The following is a 15,280-nucleotide window of genomic DNA, read 5'->3' as shown; positions in this document are numbered from 1 at the left end:
CATCCCCCGGCGAGGCGTCCGCGCCGCCGGGGGGGAAGTCTTTCGGGGCCTTAGCCGCCGAAGTCGTCCAGCATGATGTCTTCGCGGTCGACGCCGAGATCGAGCAGCATGTTGATCACCGACTGGTTCATGATCGGCGGGCCACACATGTAGTATTCGCAATCTTCCGGCGCCGGGTGGTTCTTGAGGTATTCCTCGTAGAGCACGTTGTGGATGAAGCCGGTGTAGCCGCCCCAGTTATCCTCCGGCAGCGCATCGGAGAGCGCCACGTGCCAGGTGAAGTTGGGGAATTCGGCCGCGAGCTCGTCGAAGTCCTCGACGAAGAACATCTCGCGCTTGGAGCGCGCGCCGTACCAGAAGGTGATCTTGCGATCCTTGTTCTTCAGGCGCTTGAGCTGGTCGAAGATGTGGCTGCGCATCGGGGCCATGCCCGCGCCGCCGCCGATGAAGACCATTTCCTTTTCGGTCTCGCGCGCGAAGAACTCGCCGAAGGGACCGGAGATCGTGACCTTGTCGCCCGGCTTGAGGTTGAAGATGTAGCTCGACATCTTGCCCGGGGGGATGCCATCGGAGCCCGGGGGCGGGGAGGCCACGCGGACGTTGAGCATGATCATACCCTTTTCATCAGGGTAGTTGGCCATGGAATAGGCCCGCTCGATCGGTTCGGCGACGGTGGATTCGTACTGCCAGAGATTGAACTTGTCCCAATCCTCGCGGTACTCCTCCTCGACGTCGAAATCCTTGTAGCTCACGTGATGCGCCGGGGCTTCGATCTGGATGTAGCCGCCTGCGCGGAAGTTCACGTCCTCGCCCTCTGGCAGCTCCAGAACCAGCGCCTTGATGAAGGTCGCGACGTTTTCGTTGGAGCGCACGGTGCACTCCCATTTCTTGACGCCGAAGACCTCCTCGGGGACCTCGATGTCCATGTCCTGCTTGACCGCCACCTGACAGGAGAGCCGGTCGCCGCAGGCGGCCTCACGCTTGGTGATGTGGCTTTCCTCGGTGGGCAGGATGGACCCGCCGCCGGAGTGGATCTTGACGCGGCACTGCGCGCAGGTGCCACCCCCGCCACAGGCGGAGGGGACGAAGAGTTGCTGTTCGGCGAGCGTCTGCAGGAGCTTGCCGCCAGCGGGGACCGAAACCGTCTTCTCGCCGTTGATCGTGATGTTCACGTTGCCGGTCGAGACCAGCTTGGAGCGCGCGGTGAGGATGATCGTCACCAGCGCGAGCACGATCAGGGTGAAGAGGAGAATGCCGAGACCAAAAGTTGCCATGTCGTGTCGGGCTCCCTCAGAGTTTCACGCCGCTGAAGGACATGAAGGCCATGGCCATCAGACCCGCGGTGATGAAGGTGATGCCGAGACCCTGCAGGCCGTCGGGGATGTCGGAATATTTCAGCTTCTCGCGCACGCCCGCCATCGCGGTGATGGCCAGCGCCCAGCCGAAGCCGGAAGAGACGCCATAGGTCACGCTTTCGGCGAAGTTGTAGCTGCGTTCCACCATGAAGAGCGAGCCGCCGAGGATGGCGCAGTTCACCGTGATGAGCGGCAGGAAGACGCCAAGCGCGTTGTAGAGCGGCGGGAAGTACTTATCGAGCACCATCTCGAGGATCTGCACCAGCGCGGCGATCACCCCGATATAGGAGATGAGGCCGAGGAAGGTCAGGTCCACGTTCTCGAAGCCCGCCCAGCTCAGCGCGCCGGGGGCGAGCAGGTAGGTCAGGATCAGGTTGTTGGCGGGCACGGTGATCGCCTGCACCACCATGACCGAGATGCCAAGGCCGATGGCGGTCGCGATCTTCTTGGAGACCGCGATGAAGGTACACATGCCGAGGAAGAACGACAGGGCGAGGTTTTCGACGAAGATCGCCTTTACCGCTAGGGAAATCAGCGCTTCCATCAGTGGGCCTCCACGATTTGGATCTTGTATTCGCGCTCTTCGACCTGCTCGGGTTTCCACGACCGGAAGGCCCAGATCAGCAGCCCGATGACGAAGAAGGCCGAGGGCGGCAGCAGCAAAAGCCCGTTGGGCACGTACCAGCCGCCGTTGTTGACCGTCTGCAGGATGGTCACGCCGAAGAGGCTGCCGGAGCCGAAGAGCTCGCGGACAACGCCGACGAGCATGAGGATCAGCCCGTAGCCGAGCCCGTTGCCCACGCCGTCGATGAAGCTCGCCACCGGCGGGTTCTTCATGGCGAAGGCTTCGGCGCGGCCCATCACGATACAGTTGGTGATGATCAGGCCGACGAAGACCGAGAGCGTCTTGGAAATCTCGAAGGCATAGGCCTTGAGGATCTGGTCCACGATGATCACCAGCGAGGCGATGATCACCATCTGGACGATGATCCGGATCGAGCCGGGGATCTGGCTGCGGATCATGGAGATGAACATCGACGAGAAGCCCGTCACCAGCGTCACGGCGATGGCCATGACGAAGGCGACCTTCAGCGAGGAGGTCACCGCGAGGGCGGAACAGATGCCCAGAACCTGAAGCGTGATGGGGTTGTTGTCGACCAGCGGGTCGATCAGCATCTCTCTGCGTGTTTGAGCCATCAGATCTCTCCTGCCTTGAGATTTTCAAGGAAGGGCGCGTAGCCTTCCTCGCTCATCCAGAAACGGACCAGATTGTCGACACCGGCCGAAGTCAGCGTGGCGCCGGCGAGGGCATCCACGTGATATTCCGCGCCCGCGGGCGGGATGCTCTTGGAGACGGTGATCTGCAGCTCGCCCGACTCGTCGGTGAGCTTCTTGCCATTCCAGAGCGCCTTCCAGCGCGGGTTGTCCACTTCGGCGCCGAGGCCCGGGGTCTCGGCGTGGCTGTAGAATTGCAGCCCGTAGATATCGTTACCGTTTTCCTCGATGGCGATGAAGCCATAGAGGGTCGACCAGAGGCCATAGCCGTGAATCGGCAGGATGACCTTGTCGATCTCGCCCGCCGCGTCGCGCAGCAGGTAAACCGTCACATAGTCGGCCTGGCGCCCGATACCAGCGGGATCGTCCTCCAGAGCGGTCGAGAGGGCCGGATCGTCGGCGGCGGCCTGATCGTCGAAGGTGGCCGGGTCGAACTGGTCGGAGAACGCGCCAGTCTCAAGCTCAAGCACCTGCGGCTCGAAGGCCTGGAAGGCCGCGACCACATCGGTATCGGGATCGTAGACCCCGGCGACCTGCAGAATGTTGATCTGCTTGTCCTTGAGCTTGTTGACCTCCTGGATCGGGCGCAGCGACACCGAGACCGCCGAGACGATCATCGAGGCCACAAGGCACAGCGACCCGGCGACGATCACGGTCTTGGAGACCGAATCCGGCGGAGCGGCGAGGAAACGGCGGATGGGTCCGAGGTTCTGGTTTTCGTCAGACATGTCGTTTCGCCCTGCGTTTGATGTTGGCCTGCACGACGAAGTAGTCGATCAGAGGCGCGAACACGTTCCCGAAGAGAATGGCGAGCATCATGCCTTCGGGGAAGGCCGGGTTGATCACCCGGATCATCACCACCATGAAGCCGATGAGCGCGCCATAGATGTAGCGGCCGACGTTGGTGTGCGAAGCCGAGACCGGCTCCGTCACCATGAAGACAAGGCCGAAGGCATAGCCGCCGATCACCAGATGCCAGTACCAGGGCATGGCGAACATCGGGTTGCTGTCGGAGCCGACGACGTTGAGCAGCAGCGAAAAGCCGATCATGCCGCCGAGGCAGCCCACCACGAGCCGCCAGTTGGCGATCTTGGTGATGAGCAGGAAGGCAAGCCCGATCAGGCAGGCCAGCGTCGAGGTCTCGCCGATGGAGCCGGGGATCGTGCCGATGAAGGAACTGGCCCAGGTCATGCCGTTGGCGGCGAGGTCCTGGTAGCCCTGGCTCGCGCCGATGGAGAGCGCGGTCGCGCCGGAGTAGCCGTCCACGGGCACCCAGATCGAATCGCCCGACATTTGAGCGGGGTAGGCGAAGTAGAGGAAGGCCCGGCCGGTCAGCGCCGGGTTGAGGAAGTTTTTCCCTGTCCCGCCAAAGACTTCCTTGCCGATCACCACGCCGAAGGAGATGCCGAGCGCGACCTGCCATAGCGGCGCGGTCGCGGGCAGGATGAGCGCGTAGAGCATCGAGGTGACGAGGAAGCCCTCGTTGACCTCATGGCCGCGCACGGTGGCGAAGATCACTTCCCAGATGCCGCCCACGACCAGCGTCGTGATGTAGATCGGCAGGAAGTAGAGCGCCCCGTGCAGGAAATTCGCCAGCGGATTGGCCGGGTTGAACCCGATGCCGAAGGCGCTCAGGATCCAGGCGCGCCAGCCGCTCGGATCGAAGTTCCCGAGCGCGAAGTTGGCCTGGAGGCCGACGTTGTAGAGCCCGAGGATGATGCAGGGGATTGTCGCGATGACCACATAGGTCATGATCCGCTTCATATCGATGTAGGAGCGCGCGTGCGGCGCGGCGGTGGTGACCGTCTTTGGCGTGTAGAGGAAGCTCTCCACCATCTCGTAGACGGGGAAGAGTTTCTCGTATTTGCCGCCCTTTACGAAATTCGGTTCGATGCGGTCAAAGAAGCTGCGAAGACCCAAGCCCTAGCCCTCCTTTTCGATTTTGGTGAGACAGTCGCGAAGCGCCATGCCGTATTCATACTTTGCGGGGCAGGCAAAGCCCACAAGTCCGAGATCTTCCTCATCCAGTTCCAGAGCGCCGAGCGCCTGGGCCTGGTCGGTGTCCATCACCAGCAGCGCGCGCAGAAGCTGCGTCGGCAGGTAGTCTTGCGGCATGATCTCTTCGAAGGTGCCGATCGGCACCATCGCGCGGCGCCCGCCGTTGAGGTTGGACGTAAGGTTGTAGACCTTCTTCGCAAAGGCGGAGCCGAGCACCGGTTGCACGGCGTATTTGCCTGGCATCGGGCGAATCCAGCCCATCGGGATCTGTTTGTGATCCTCTTCGATGAGGGTGATCTGTCGTGCGTAGCGCCCGAGATAGGCCGAGGGCCCTTCGCCGAGACGCCCGCTGAGGATCGAGCCGGAAATGAGCCGCACCGGGACGCTTGCGTCGTATTCGCCCTCGGCAAGCTCGGTCAGCGACGCGCCCGCAACCGTGCGCACAAGGCGCGGATTGGTGCAAAGCGGTCCAGAGAGCGCGATCACACGGCGCGGATCGTAGTGCCCGGTTTCCAGCAGCCGGCCGATGGCGATCACATCCTGATAGCCGATGGTCCAGACCATCTCGGCCGAAGTCGGCGGCTGGAGGAAATGAATATGCGTGCCCGCGAGGCCGGCGGGGTGGGGGCCGGAGAAATCCGCAAGCTCGACGCCCGCGATGCCCGCGCCGGGCATGGCGGCGCCGGTCTCGTGGCAGAGATAGGTCGTCCCGGAGGTCAGGGTCGCCACAGCGGCGAGCCCGGTCTCGAAGGCCGATCCCGCATCGGCGATCACCACGGCCGGATCGCCGCTCAGCGGCTCGCTGTCCATCGCGGTCACGAAGATCGCGGCGGGGCGGCTCTCGGGCTCGGGAACCTTGGAGTAGGGCCGCGTGCGGAACGACGTCCACAGGCCCGAGGCGCAGAGCCGCTCCACGAGCCCCTCCTGCGTCGTTATGTCACCCGTCTGAGAGAAGTCCTGGGGGGGCTGTGCGCCCTCATCGACGTCGATCTCGACGCTGATGAGCACACGCCGCGCGCCCCGATTCACCGCCCGGACCCGGCCCGCGGCGGGCGATGTGATCATCACCTCCGGGCTGTCCTTGTGAAAAAACAGCGGTGTACCGATCCCGACGGTCTCGCCTTCCTGCACAAGCAGTCTTGGCTTCAACCCGATATAGTCGGCGGCAATCACTGCAGCGGTGCGAATATCTCTTCCGTCCGTGATCTCCTGCGCCGGTTTCCCGGCGACGGGCAGATCCAGACCTTTCTTTAGCTTGAAGCTTCCCACGCTTTTGGCCTCCGGTAGTCACTGGCGCGCGGTATGCTACGTTTTTGGCGCGACCAAAAGTACTGATTTGCTCATTCGCAACATTTATGTGTTGAATCGGGTTAAGAAACCAAAGAAAAGCTCCCCAATGTATGCGAGACAGTTCGCGATTGATCTCTCGGAGGCGATTACGGTGCCAACCAGCATGAAATTCTCCCGGCGCAGCTTCATTGTCATGTCGCTCGCCTTGGCGGCCTGCAAACGTGGCGCGAATGTTCTGGAGCTGTCCGGCTCCACCATGGGGACCAGCTTCTCGGTGGTCGCGGTGGACCACGAGGGCGCGGCGGACAAGGCCGCGGTGTCTCGCGCGATCGATACCGCGCTCGCTCAGGTGAACCAGCAGATGTCCAACTGGGATGCCGGCTCGGAAGTCTCGCGCTTCAACGCCGCCCGGACGACCGGGCCCATCGCCGTCTCTCCCGAGCTGGGCGAGGTGGTCTCCGCTGCGCTTGACGTGCACGCCGCGAGCGACGGGCAGTTCGACATCACGCTCGGCTCCGCGATCGAGGCCTGGGGCTTTGGTGCCACCGGCGCCGCCGACGGGCGCGAGCCCTCCGCCGCGCTGCTCGCCGCCGCCGCCGGGACCCACGGGCTCAGCATCGAGGGCGGCGCCGTCCGCAAGGCGCACCCCGAGACACAGATCTACCTGTCGTCCATCGGCAAGGGCTTCGGCGTCGATCAGGTCGCGGGCGCGCTGCGCGGCTTCGGGCTGAAGGATTTCATGGTCGAGATCGGTGGCGATCTCTATGTATCCGGCAACAACGCCGACGGCCAACCCTGGCAGATCGGGATCGAATCGCCCGACGCGCTCAGCCGCCAGGCCTATGATATCGCGAGCATTTCCAACCTCGGGATGGCCACCTCCGGCGACTATCGCAACTACTTCGAAAAAGATGGCGCGCGCTACTCGCACATCCTCGATGCACGCACCGGTCGCCCCGTGACGCACAACACCGCCTCGGTCACCGTGCTGGCCGAAAACGCGATGCTGGCCGATGCATGGGCCACCGCGCTGCTCGCAGTCGGGACGGAGCGGGGCCTTGAGATCGCAAATCAACGTGATCTCGCCGCCATGTTCATTGATCGCGACGGCAAAGCGGACCATGTAGGATACACGCGCGCCGAGAGCGCGCGGTTTGCGGCGCTCAAGGCCTGAGGCCTGAGGCGCAGGGTCACACAAGAACGGGGTAGCGACTCATGGCCACCTTTTTGCTCACCTTTGGATTGCTGGTTCTGATCGTCACGGGCATGGCGCTCGGGGTGATCTTTTCCGGCAAGACCATCAAGGGTAGCTGCGGCGGGCTCAACGCGATCACCGATGCGGATCAATGCCTTGTCTGCAACAAGGACATCGACCCCGACAGCCCCCTGCGCGAGCGTCTGCTTTGCCCCCGGGCGCGCAAGATGCTCTCGGAAATGGACGCCTGATCCAGCAAACCCGGGTCCGGCCCGCCCTCGGCGCACCGGCTTGCTGCCTTGACGATTGTGACGCCGATCACGCCGTCAGAGGAACAAACCCCAGAATCATCAGGCAAACCGCCGCGACGACCCCGTAGAGCCAGAGCTGCCAGCGGGGCCCTTCGGCTTTCCAGACGCGGCGGTATCTGTGCCCTGCCAGACAGGCCAGAACGAACAAAAGCGTGGCGATGAGCGGCGTAAGTGTCAGTTCTTCCAAACTGGGGTGTTCCTAAATCCGTCAAACGTCGTGTAGGCTGATCGCTACAGGGAGAGGGAAGCAACCATTCGGGAGGGCCTTCATGCCAGCTTCGTATCAGGCGCCGAGCCGCAAGGACAAGTCTTCGGACACGACCTACAGCCAATCGGCCCAGACCAATACTTCAGCCGAGACCGCCAACGTCCAGAAGATCCTTCAATCCAAGGACAAGGCCGTATTTTCCATCCGCCCGCAGCAGACGATCCACGACGCGGTCGAGATCCTGCGCGACAAGCGGATCGGCGCGCTTCTGGTGATGGATGCCGAGGGGCATCTCGTGGGGATTCTCTCGGAGCGCGATATCGTTCGCAAGCTCGCCGATACGCCGGGCAAGACGCTGCCCAATCGTGTCGAGGATGTCATGACCCGGGATGTCGAGGTCTGCACCCCGGATGAGCCGCTGCTGTCGGTTCTGCGCCGCATGACCGCCGGGCGGTTCCGGCACATGCCGGTTGCCGCCGACAACGGGGTGGTGGGGATCGTGACGATCGGCGATGTCGTCAATTTCCGCCTCAAGGAACTTGAACACGAAGCGCTTCAGCTCAAGCAACTCATCGTCGGCTGAGCACGGCCTGCGTCTTTGGCCCGCGTTCAATTGCGCTGTTCGACAGGTGCGGGATCGGGATCGAGCCGCCTGTGCCAGATCAGATGATCGGTGAGGGGCGACACGTCGAAGGGCACCGGCATGGCCACAAGGTCATGCCGGGCCATCATGCGTGGCGCTGCCGTGCGGTTGAAACCCGCGATGGGGCCGGAATTTCTCAGGAACTCGCGCAGTCTGGTCATTTTGACCACACGCCGCCGGATCGCCCAGTCGCCCCGATTTCCAGCATTGCATCAACGACTTGCCGAGCCTGTTGCGCCGGTTTTTCACGCCGTGGGCAGACTCCGGCCGGGGCCGGCCGCGCCGCTCAGGCAGGAATATCTATAGAAATCGTTTAGGATTACATGAGTATTCATTTCGAAAATGAAGCGCGGCGAGGCAAAATCGTCGGCACGTCGGTTGGGGAAGAGCAATGGAAGAGACAAGAGCCGAGACCCTTGCCGCCACCGTAGCGGCGCCCGAGGCCCATCGTGCGGGCGGCCTGTCGGCGGTGATCGGCGCGGCGACATGTTGCGGGGCGGACTTGCGCCGCACCCCCGCTGACGGCGCGCCGGTTGACATGATCCCGCGGCTCGCGCCGAATCCGGCGGTCGGGCAGCGGCGCTCCCCGTTGCGCCACCACTGGCCGGGGGCGGCGGCATGACCCTGCGCGACCAGCCGGCCCCGCTGCGGTGGGCCATCGCCGCGCTGGCCACGGCGATGTGCCTGTTTTGCATCCTGTGGAACCTCGATCTGTCGACCCGGCTCGGCCTCGCGATCCGGCACCAGCAATATCTCGCGCTCCAACTCGGCCTCGCGCTCGCGATCACCTACCTGCACTACGGCTGGTCGGGCCGCGCCGGCGTGCGGACGGGCCCGGTCGGCATCGCGATCGCCGCGCTCTGCCTGGGAACGTTGCTCTATGCGGCCTATGATTACGTCTGGCTTCTCAGGGAACAGTTCTACCGCCCCTGGCAGATCACGCTGATCGGCTCGGTGGTGGTCCTCGCGGTGATGGAGGGGGTGCGCCGGCGCGCCGGGATGATGCTCTTCACCATCGTGCTTGTCTTCCTCGTCTACGCGCTCTTTGCCGATCGCGTCGGCGGGCGGCTCATCGGCCGGGCGCTCTCGCCGCAGCGGCTGGTGGACTATGTGGGCTTCGACAACTCCGCGGTCTTCGCGGCCCCGCTCGCCGTAGGCACAATCGTCGTGTTGCTCTTCGTCTTCTTCGGCCGCCTCCTTTTTGCCGCTGGCGGTGGCACCTTCTTCACCGATTTCGCCATGGCGACCACCGGGCGCTCGCGCGGGGGCTCGGCCAAGATCGGGATCGTCGGATCGGCGATCTTCGGCTCGATCTCCGGCTCGGCGGTCGCCAACGTCGCGACCACCGGCGTCATCACCATTCCGCTCATGCGGCGCGGGGGCTACAGCAAGGAAGACGCGGGCGCGATCGAGGCCGTGGCCTCCACCGGCGGCCAACTCACCCCGCCGATCATGGGCGCGGCGGCCTTCCTCATGGCCGAATTCCTCGAAATCCCCTACGCTCAGGTCGCCGGCGCGGCGCTCATCCCGGCTCTGCTCTACTACCTCGCCGTCTTCCTTCAGGTCGACCTGATCGCCGCCCGCGACGGGGTCTCGGCCAACGTCGATGACAGCAAGCCCATCGGCGAGGTTCTCAAGGCCGGCTGGCATTTCCTGATCCCCTTCGGGATCCTGCTCTTCGCGCTCTTCCGGTTGGGGATGGATCCCGGGGAGAGCGCGCTTCTTGCCTCGCTTGCCCTTGTCGTCGCGGGGTTCCTGCGCGGCTATGAGGGCCAGCGGTTGACGCTGCGGACGCTGGGCCGGGTCTTTGTCGAGTCCGGGATCGCGATGGTCGATCTCATCCTCGTGCTGGCCGCGGCGGGCTTCGTGATCGGCGTGCTCAACGTGACCGGTCTTGGCTTCGCGCTGACGCTGGTTCTCGTGGATGCTGTGGGGCAGAGCGTCCTGCTGCTGCTGCTCGTCTCGGCCGTCATCTGCATCATTCTCGGCATGGGGATGCCGACGGCCGGCGTCTATGTCCTGCTGGCTTCGCTCGTCGCGCCCTCGCTGGTCGAGGCGGGCGTGCCGGCCATCTCGGCGCATCTCTTCATCCTCTATTTCGGGATGCTGTCCATGATCACGCCGCCGGTCGCTCTCGCCGCCTTCGCCGCGGCGACGATATCCGGGGCCGGGGCGCTCCAGACGGGGCTCGCGGCAATGCGAATCGGGTGGGCGGCCTTCATCCTGCCCTTCGCCTTCGTCACCACGCCCGCGCTGTTGCTCGCCGGGACACTACAGTCATCCCTCATGATGGCGATCCTGACCGCCTTCGGCATCGGCGCCGTCACCGCCGCCATCACCGGGTTCTGGGCCGGCACGCTCCGCCCGCTCCTGCGCTGGTTGTTCCTCGTGCTCGGGTTGCTGTCGCTGCCGATCGGCTTGTTCGATCTGGGGTTGGTGTTGCACAGTTGCGCAGCGCTTACCGTCGTGGCCATCGCGCAGTTCCGGGTCATGCGGAACCCGCAGGCCGAGCCGGGCTGCTAGGTCAATAACCTCGGGAGGAACCGATGCACATCTTCAGAACACTGGCGAGCGCCGCGCTTCTGTCGCTGGGCTCCACCGCCTCGGCGCAGGTCGTGACCATGGCCACCGGGGCGCCGGGGTCGCTGGCCTACAACGCGGGTCAGGCCGTCGCGGTCGTCGCCAATCACAGCGGGATCACGGTGCGCACCCAGCCGCTCGTCGGCTACATGCCGCTGTTGCAGGGGGCGGAGATCGATTTCGGCTATGCCAACGGCGCCGAGGCCGTCTTCGCCTATACCGGCACCGGCAATTTCGACCGGGCCCACCCCAACGTGCGCCTCGTGGGCGAGATGTTTCAGCTGACCACCGGCATCATGGCGCCCTGCGACCTGGGGCTCCAATCGGTCGATGATCTGGCGGGGCGGAGCGATCTGCGGATCGCTTCGGAGTACACTTCCTCGTCCATCATCCCCTTCTACATTCGCGGCGTGCTCGCCACCGGCGGGCTCGACTACCGTGATTTCGAATCGGTTCCCGTTTCCAATTTCGTGAGCGGGATCAGGGCGCTCGGCGATGAGCGCGTCGATCTCGCGCTGGTGAGCCTCAACGCGAGCGCGGGGCAGGAAGCGGCGGTCAGACTCAAGGCCCGGGGCGGCCTCTGCTACGTCTCGGCCCGGATCGGCGCGGAGGCCGAAGCGGCGCTGGCCGAGGTGCTGCCCTCCGGGCTCATCGCGCCGCTGCCGCGCATCGAGGGACTCAACGGGTTGCAGAGCTGGGATGCGGCGCTGGTGCGCGTGCCCTGGATGCTGCTGACCAATGCCGATGTGAGCGATGATCTGGTCTACGATCTGACCAGGGTCGTGCATCGGAACAAGGATGCGCTCGGCATTGCGTTCGGGGCGTTCAACCGCGCCAATTTCGAGGCCATGGCCCCCGAAAGCACGACCCCGTACCACCCCGGCGCGATCCGCTATTTCAAAGAGGCCGGCGTGCCCGTCGCCGACTAGGCGCCCCCCGCGCCGGCTGAAAGAGCGCGCGCGGCAGGGCATTTGCGATTGAGCTTCGCCGTGTGGCCGCTACCATCGGGCGAGCTTTCCCGGAGCTGCGCCACCATGCCCCCGACCTTGCCCAGATGACCACGACGCTTGCCCTGATGGAGCTCTCGCTCCTGCCAGACGGGATCGATCCGGCGGTCGCGCTTCTGCTGCTGGCGACGAGCTTTCTCGCTTCGCTCATCACCGTCGCGTTCGGCATCGGCGGCGGCGGGCTGCTGCTCGCGGTGATGGCTAGCCTGATGCCGCCCGCGGCGCTCATCCCGGTTCACGGTCTGGTCCAGCTCGGCTCAAACGCGGGGCGCATGGGCCTGTTGCTCGGCGCGGTCTCGCGCCCCGCCTTGCCCGCCTTCGCTCTGGGATCGGTGGTCGGCTGCATTGCGGGCGGGCTCGTGGTGGTGGACCTGCCGGCCCATGTGATCCAGATCGCCGTGGGCGCCTTCGTCATCTGGTCCGTCTTTGCCCGCGCGCCGCGGTGGGTGGGCCGGGCGCCGCTCCTGACGGGGCTGATCTCCAGCGTGTTGACCATGTTTTTCGGCGCGACCGGGCTTTTCGTTGCCAGCTACACCAAGTCGCTCCACCTGCCGCGCCACGCCCATGTCGCGACCCACGCCGCGCTGATGACGATCCAGCACGGGCTCAAGACCCTCGTCTTCGGGGCCCTGGGCTTTGCCTTCGCGGACTGGGGGCTCTTCATCGCGGCGATGATTCTCGCGGGGCTTGCAGGGACGTTCACCGGCCGGCTCTTTCTAGACCGCATCGCGGAGTGGTTCTTCCGCATCGCGCTCGATGTACTGCTGGTCCTGATTGCCGCGCGGCTTATCCTCGCGGGGCTGGGCCTCATCGGCTGAGGCGGGCGGGCGCGCCCGGGCGGGCGCGCGCCGGTCAGTACACGTCGCGCTGGAAGCGTTTGGCGTCGCGCAGGTCGGCGAGATAGGCCTCGGCCGCCACGTCATCCATGCCGCCGTGGGTCTTGAACACCTCGATCAGCGTGGTCTGCACGTCCTTGGCCATCCGGTTCGCATCGCCGCAAATGTAGAGATGCGCGCCCTCTTCGAGCCAGCGGAAGACCTCGGCCCCGTTCTCGCGCAGCCGGTCCTGCACATAGACCTTCTCGGCCTGATCGCGGCTGAAGGCCACGTCGAGCTTGGTCAGCAGGCCGGACTTGAGATAGCTCTGCAGCTCGACCTGATAGAGGAAATCCTGCGTGAAATGCGGGTTGCCGAAGAGGAGCCAGTTGCGCCCCTCGGCCCCTTGCGCGTCGCGCTCCTGCAGGAAGGCCCGGAAGGGCGCGATCCCGGTGCCGGGGCCGACCATGATGACGGGCGTGTCGGGATCGGCCGGCAGGCGGAAATTGTCGTTGCTTTCCACGAACACGCGCAAGCCATCGCCCTCGGCGACACGCTGGGACAGATGCCCCGAGCAGCCGCCGAAATGGCCGCATTCGAAGGCGTCCCAGGTGACGACGCCGACGGTGAGATGCACCTCGTCCTCGACCTCTGCCTGGCTGGATGCGATGGAATAGAGGCGCGGCTGCATCTTGCGCAGGCTATCGGCCAGCGCTTGGGGCGTGATCTCGGCGGGGTGCTCGCGCAGCACATCGTAGATCTGGCGCGCATCGAGATAGGCGCGCAGCTCGGCCTTGTCGGCGACAAGCGCGGAGAGGGCCTCGATCTTGGAGGCCTCGGCGTATTTCTCGACGAATCCGGGGTAGGATTGCGTGAGCTCCAGATCTTCGATCAGCGCCGTGCGCAGGGGCTTGGTCTCGCCGCCAAGCGTGATTTCGGCCGCGCCATCGAGCTTCAGGAGCGCCAGCAGGGCATCGACTTCCGCCGGATCGTTGTGGAAATAGACCCCCAGCGAATCCCCCGCCTGGTAGGTCAGGCCGGAGCCCTCAAGCGAGATCTCCACGTGGCGCACGTCCTTGGTGCTGTCCCGGCCGGTGATCTTCTGAACGACGCTCACCTCCGCCTCGAACGGGCTCTTCTTGGAATAGGGCGAGACCACGGGCGCGGGCGTCATGCCAGGCATCGGGACCACGTTGCTGACCGCCGGGGAGGCGGCTTTCAGCTCGGGCTCGAACACATCGAGCGCCCCGCCGATCCACGCCTCGGCGAGATCGTCGTAGTCCACATCAAGCAGCGCGCGCTCGACGGCCACTTTCGCGCCAAGCGCACTCAGCCGCTCTTCGAAATCCACCGCCGTCTTGCAGAAGAACTCGTAGCTGGAATCGCCGAGCCCGAGGACGGCAACCTGCACGCCATCGAGCTTGGGCGCCTTCTTCGAGCCGAGGAAATTGTAGAACTTTTCAGCCGTCTCCGGCGGCTCGCCCTCGCCATAGGTCGAGACGACGATGGTGATGAACTTCTCGGATTTGAGCTGGGTCGGCTTGTAGTCGGCCATGTCGATCAGCTTGACCTCCAGCCCCCGCGCGCGGGCGGCCTCGGCCAGATCGGCGGCCACGTGCTTGGCGTTGCCGGTCTGCGAGCCGTACAGCACGGTCAGGGTCGCGGGGTCCGCTGCGGGCGCCTGCGCGGGCGCGGTGAGGGCCCCGCCTTGCGCGCTGGCCGCGAGATAGCCGCTGACCCAGGCCTGCTGGATCGGCGTCATGCTGCCCAGAAGCGAGGTGAACTGCTGCGCCTGCTCGGTCGAAAGGGGGTTGATCCCTGCGGGGATTTGCGCCGGGGTCATGAGCTTACTCCTGTTCGATGTGCAGGCCGCATTCGCGCGACATGCCGAAGAAGCGCGTGTCTTCTTCGCGCATGCCGTCTTCGAGCTTGCGGGTGGTGTGGGTGTCGCCGACGCTGACATATCCCTTTTCCCAGAGCGGGTGATAGGGCAGGTCGTGCTCCTTGAGGTAGAAGTGGATGTCGCGGTTGCTCCAGTCGACGATCGGGTGGAACTTCACCCGGCCGTGCTGGAATTCGAGGATCTTGCGATCGGCGCGGCTGTCCGATTGCACGCGGCGCAGCCCGCTGTACCAGGTCCCGGCGCCCACATTGGACATCGCCCGCTGCATCGGCTCGACCTTGTTCATGCTGTTGTATTTCTTGAGCCCTTCCTCGCCCTGTTCCCAGAGCTGGCCGAAGCGCGCTTCCTGCCAGGCAGGGGACATTTCGGCGCGGAAGACGCGCAGGTTGAGCTTGAGCCGTTCTGTCAGCTCATCGACGAAACGATAGGTCTCGGGGAAGAGGTAGCCGGTGTCGAACAGCAGCACCGGGATATCCGGCACGGCCCGTGTCATCAGGTGCAGCATGACCGCCGACTGGATCCCGAAGCTCGACGAGACGACGTGATCGCGCGGCAGGTTTTCCAGCGCCCAGGTGATGCGCGTCTGCGCGTCCTGCCCTTCGAGCCACTCGTTGGCCGCGGTGAAAACCTTGGGGCCGCGCACGGCCGCCTCGGGCTGGACTTGGGATTTGACAGCAGATGACATGACTTCGCCTCGCTT

The 15,280-nt window shown here is 64.9% G+C and carries 17 protein-coding genes; 7 read left to right on the top strand and 10 right to left on the bottom strand.

The window, feature by feature from the left end; translation table 11 throughout:
• Nucleotides 1-50: 50 nt before the first annotated feature.
• From nqrF to BM353_RS11255, 6 genes are read right to left on the bottom strand one after another with little or no spacing between them, the layout of a single operon-like run.
• Complete coding sequence (gene nqrF / locus BM353_RS11280; RefSeq protein WP_092080914.1) at nucleotides 51-1,274, bottom strand: NADH:ubiquinone reductase (Na(+)-transporting) subunit F; 1,224 nt, start codon at nucleotides 1,272-1,274, stop codon at nucleotides 51-53.
• 16 nt (nucleotides 1,275-1,290) lie between these two features.
• The gene (gene nqrE, locus BM353_RS11275) at nucleotides 1,291-1,899 is read right to left on the bottom strand and encodes an NADH:ubiquinone reductase (Na(+)-transporting) subunit E (protein ID WP_092080912.1); all 609 of its coding nucleotides are present in this window, start codon (nucleotides 1,897-1,899) and stop codon (nucleotides 1,291-1,293) included.
• Nucleotides 1,899-2,552: an NADH:ubiquinone reductase (Na(+)-transporting) subunit D gene (locus tag BM353_RS11270; protein WP_092080910.1), complete on the bottom strand. Its 654-nt coding sequence runs from the start codon at nucleotides 2,550-2,552 to the stop codon at nucleotides 1,899-1,901. The genes nqrE and BM353_RS11270 overlap by 1 nt, the downstream gene beginning before the upstream one ends.
• Nucleotides 2,552-3,358, bottom strand: a complete 807-nt coding sequence (locus tag BM353_RS11265; protein WP_092080908.1) for a Na(+)-translocating NADH-quinone reductase subunit C — start codon at nucleotides 3,356-3,358, stop codon at nucleotides 2,552-2,554. Before BM353_RS11265 ends, BM353_RS11270 begins: the two co-directional genes overlap by 1 nt.
• The gene (locus BM353_RS11260; RefSeq protein WP_092080907.1) at nucleotides 3,351-4,550 is read right to left on the bottom strand and encodes an NADH:ubiquinone reductase (Na(+)-transporting) subunit B; all 1,200 of its coding nucleotides are present in this window, start codon (nucleotides 4,548-4,550) and stop codon (nucleotides 3,351-3,353) included. Before BM353_RS11260 ends, BM353_RS11265 begins: the two co-directional genes overlap by 8 nt.
• Before the next feature lie 3 nt (nucleotides 4,551-4,553).
• Nucleotides 4,554-5,897, bottom strand: a complete 1,344-nt coding sequence (locus BM353_RS11255) for a Na(+)-translocating NADH-quinone reductase subunit A (protein WP_092080906.1) — start codon at nucleotides 5,895-5,897, stop codon at nucleotides 4,554-4,556.
• 184 nt (nucleotides 5,898-6,081) lie between these two features.
• Between BM353_RS11255 and BM353_RS11250 the strand changes: the two genes are divergently transcribed.
• Both BM353_RS11250 and nqrM read left to right on the top strand, forming a co-directional pair.
• Nucleotides 6,082-7,092, top strand: a complete 1,011-nt coding sequence (locus tag BM353_RS11250) for an FAD:protein FMN transferase (protein WP_245759632.1) — start codon at nucleotides 6,082-6,084, stop codon at nucleotides 7,090-7,092.
• Between the two features lie 41 nt (nucleotides 7,093-7,133).
• Complete coding sequence (nqrM, locus tag BM353_RS11245) at nucleotides 7,134-7,364, top strand: (Na+)-NQR maturation NqrM (protein ID WP_092080904.1); 231 nt, start codon at nucleotides 7,134-7,136, stop codon at nucleotides 7,362-7,364.
• A gap of 67 nt (nucleotides 7,365-7,431) precedes the next feature.
• Here the strand turns inward: nqrM and BM353_RS11240 are convergent, their stop codons facing one another.
• The gene (locus BM353_RS11240) at nucleotides 7,432-7,611 is read right to left on the bottom strand and encodes a hypothetical protein (RefSeq protein WP_092080902.1); all 180 of its coding nucleotides are present in this window, start codon (nucleotides 7,609-7,611) and stop codon (nucleotides 7,432-7,434) included.
• Nucleotides 7,612-7,693: 82 nt separating this feature from the next.
• Between BM353_RS11240 and BM353_RS11235 the strand changes: the two genes are divergently transcribed.
• Nucleotides 7,694-8,215, top strand: coding sequence for a CBS domain-containing protein (locus BM353_RS11235; RefSeq protein WP_092080901.1), 522 nt, complete (start codon nucleotides 7,694-7,696; stop codon nucleotides 8,213-8,215).
• A 26-nt stretch (nucleotides 8,216-8,241) separates the two neighbouring features.
• Here BM353_RS11235 and BM353_RS16645 read toward each other — a convergent pair whose 3' ends face one another.
• Nucleotides 8,242-8,436: a hypothetical protein gene (locus BM353_RS16645; RefSeq protein WP_143104152.1), complete on the bottom strand. Its 195-nt coding sequence runs from the start codon at nucleotides 8,434-8,436 to the stop codon at nucleotides 8,242-8,244.
• A 230-nt stretch (nucleotides 8,437-8,666) separates the two neighbouring features.
• Here BM353_RS16645 and BM353_RS11230 point away from each other — a divergent pair, with 230 nt between their 5' ends.
• The 4 genes from BM353_RS11230 (at nucleotide 8,667) to BM353_RS11215 (ending at nucleotide 12,680) form a co-directional block, all read left to right on the top strand.
• A complete protein-coding gene (locus BM353_RS11230) occupies nucleotides 8,667-8,897 on the top strand; it encodes a hypothetical protein (RefSeq protein WP_092080899.1) in 231 nt (76 codons plus the stop codon).
• Entirely contained in the window at nucleotides 8,894-10,798 is a 1,905-nt protein-coding gene (locus BM353_RS11225) for a TRAP transporter permease (RefSeq protein WP_092080897.1), read from the top strand. Before BM353_RS11230 ends, BM353_RS11225 begins: the two co-directional genes overlap by 4 nt.
• Nucleotides 10,799-10,821: 23 nt before the next feature.
• Entirely contained in the window at nucleotides 10,822-11,784 is a 963-nt protein-coding gene (locus BM353_RS11220; RefSeq protein ID WP_092080894.1) for a TAXI family TRAP transporter solute-binding subunit, read from the top strand.
• A 125-nt stretch (nucleotides 11,785-11,909) separates the two neighbouring features.
• Nucleotides 11,910-12,680, top strand: a complete 771-nt coding sequence (locus BM353_RS11215; RefSeq protein ID WP_092080891.1) for a TSUP family transporter — start codon at nucleotides 11,910-11,912, stop codon at nucleotides 12,678-12,680.
• Nucleotides 12,681-12,714: 34 nt separating this feature from the next.
• Here BM353_RS11215 and BM353_RS11210 read toward each other — a convergent pair whose 3' ends face one another.
• Both BM353_RS11210 and BM353_RS11205 read right to left on the bottom strand, forming a co-directional pair.
• Nucleotides 12,715-14,520, bottom strand: coding sequence for an assimilatory sulfite reductase (NADPH) flavoprotein subunit (locus tag BM353_RS11210; protein WP_092080888.1), 1,806 nt, complete (start codon nucleotides 14,518-14,520; stop codon nucleotides 12,715-12,717).
• 4 nt (nucleotides 14,521-14,524) lie between these two features.
• The gene (locus BM353_RS11205) at nucleotides 14,525-15,265 is read right to left on the bottom strand and encodes a phosphoadenylyl-sulfate reductase (protein ID WP_092080885.1); all 741 of its coding nucleotides are present in this window, start codon (nucleotides 15,263-15,265) and stop codon (nucleotides 14,525-14,527) included.
• Nucleotides 15,266-15,280: the final 15 nt, after the last annotated feature.

Source organism: Poseidonocella sedimentorum (genome assembly GCF_900116005.1).
Taxonomy (GTDB): Bacteria; Pseudomonadota; Alphaproteobacteria; order Rhodobacterales; family Rhodobacteraceae; genus Poseidonocella; species Poseidonocella sedimentorum.
This window is presented reverse-complemented; position numbering and strand designations above follow the sequence as displayed.

What these genes read in the sequence shown, in the direction of transcription:
- BM353_RS11235 (WP_092080901.1), top strand. Translation starts at nt 7,694, where the DNA reads ATGCCAGCTTCGTATCAGGCGCCGAGCCGCAAGGACAAGTCTTCGGAC.
- BM353_RS11270 (WP_092080910.1), bottom strand. Translation starts at nt 2,552, where the DNA reads ATGGCTCAAACACGCAGAGAGATGCTGATCGACCCGCTGGTCGACAAC.
- BM353_RS11265 (WP_092080908.1), bottom strand. Translation starts at nt 3,358, where the DNA reads ATGTCTGACGAAAACCAGAACCTCGGACCCATCCGCCGTTTCCTCGCC.
- BM353_RS11220 (WP_092080894.1), top strand. Translation starts at nt 10,822, where the DNA reads ATGCACATCTTCAGAACACTGGCGAGCGCCGCGCTTCTGTCGCTGGGC.
- BM353_RS11250 (WP_245759632.1), top strand. Translation starts at nt 6,082, where the DNA reads ATGAAATTCTCCCGGCGCAGCTTCATTGTCATGTCGCTCGCCTTGGCG.
- BM353_RS11215 (WP_092080891.1), top strand. Translation starts at nt 11,910, where the DNA reads ATGACCACGACGCTTGCCCTGATGGAGCTCTCGCTCCTGCCAGACGGG.
- BM353_RS11205 (WP_092080885.1), bottom strand. Translation starts at nt 15,265, where the DNA reads ATGTCATCTGCTGTCAAATCCCAAGTCCAGCCCGAGGCGGCCGTGCGC.
- nqrE (WP_092080912.1), bottom strand. Translation starts at nt 1,899, where the DNA reads ATGGAAGCGCTGATTTCCCTAGCGGTAAAGGCGATCTTCGTCGAAAAC.
- BM353_RS16645 (WP_143104152.1), bottom strand. Translation starts at nt 8,436, where the DNA reads ATGACCAGACTGCGCGAGTTCCTGAGAAATTCCGGCCCCATCGCGGGT.
- BM353_RS11210 (WP_092080888.1), bottom strand. Translation starts at nt 14,520, where the DNA reads ATGACCCCGGCGCAAATCCCCGCAGGGATCAACCCCCTTTCGACCGAG.
- nqrF (WP_092080914.1), bottom strand. Translation starts at nt 1,274, where the DNA reads ATGGCAACTTTTGGTCTCGGCATTCTCCTCTTCACCCTGATCGTGCTC.
- BM353_RS11225 (WP_092080897.1), top strand. Translation starts at nt 8,894, where the DNA reads ATGACCCTGCGCGACCAGCCGGCCCCGCTGCGGTGGGCCATCGCCGCG.
- nqrM (WP_092080904.1), top strand. Translation starts at nt 7,134, where the DNA reads ATGGCCACCTTTTTGCTCACCTTTGGATTGCTGGTTCTGATCGTCACG.
- BM353_RS11230 (WP_092080899.1), top strand. Translation starts at nt 8,667, where the DNA reads ATGGAAGAGACAAGAGCCGAGACCCTTGCCGCCACCGTAGCGGCGCCC.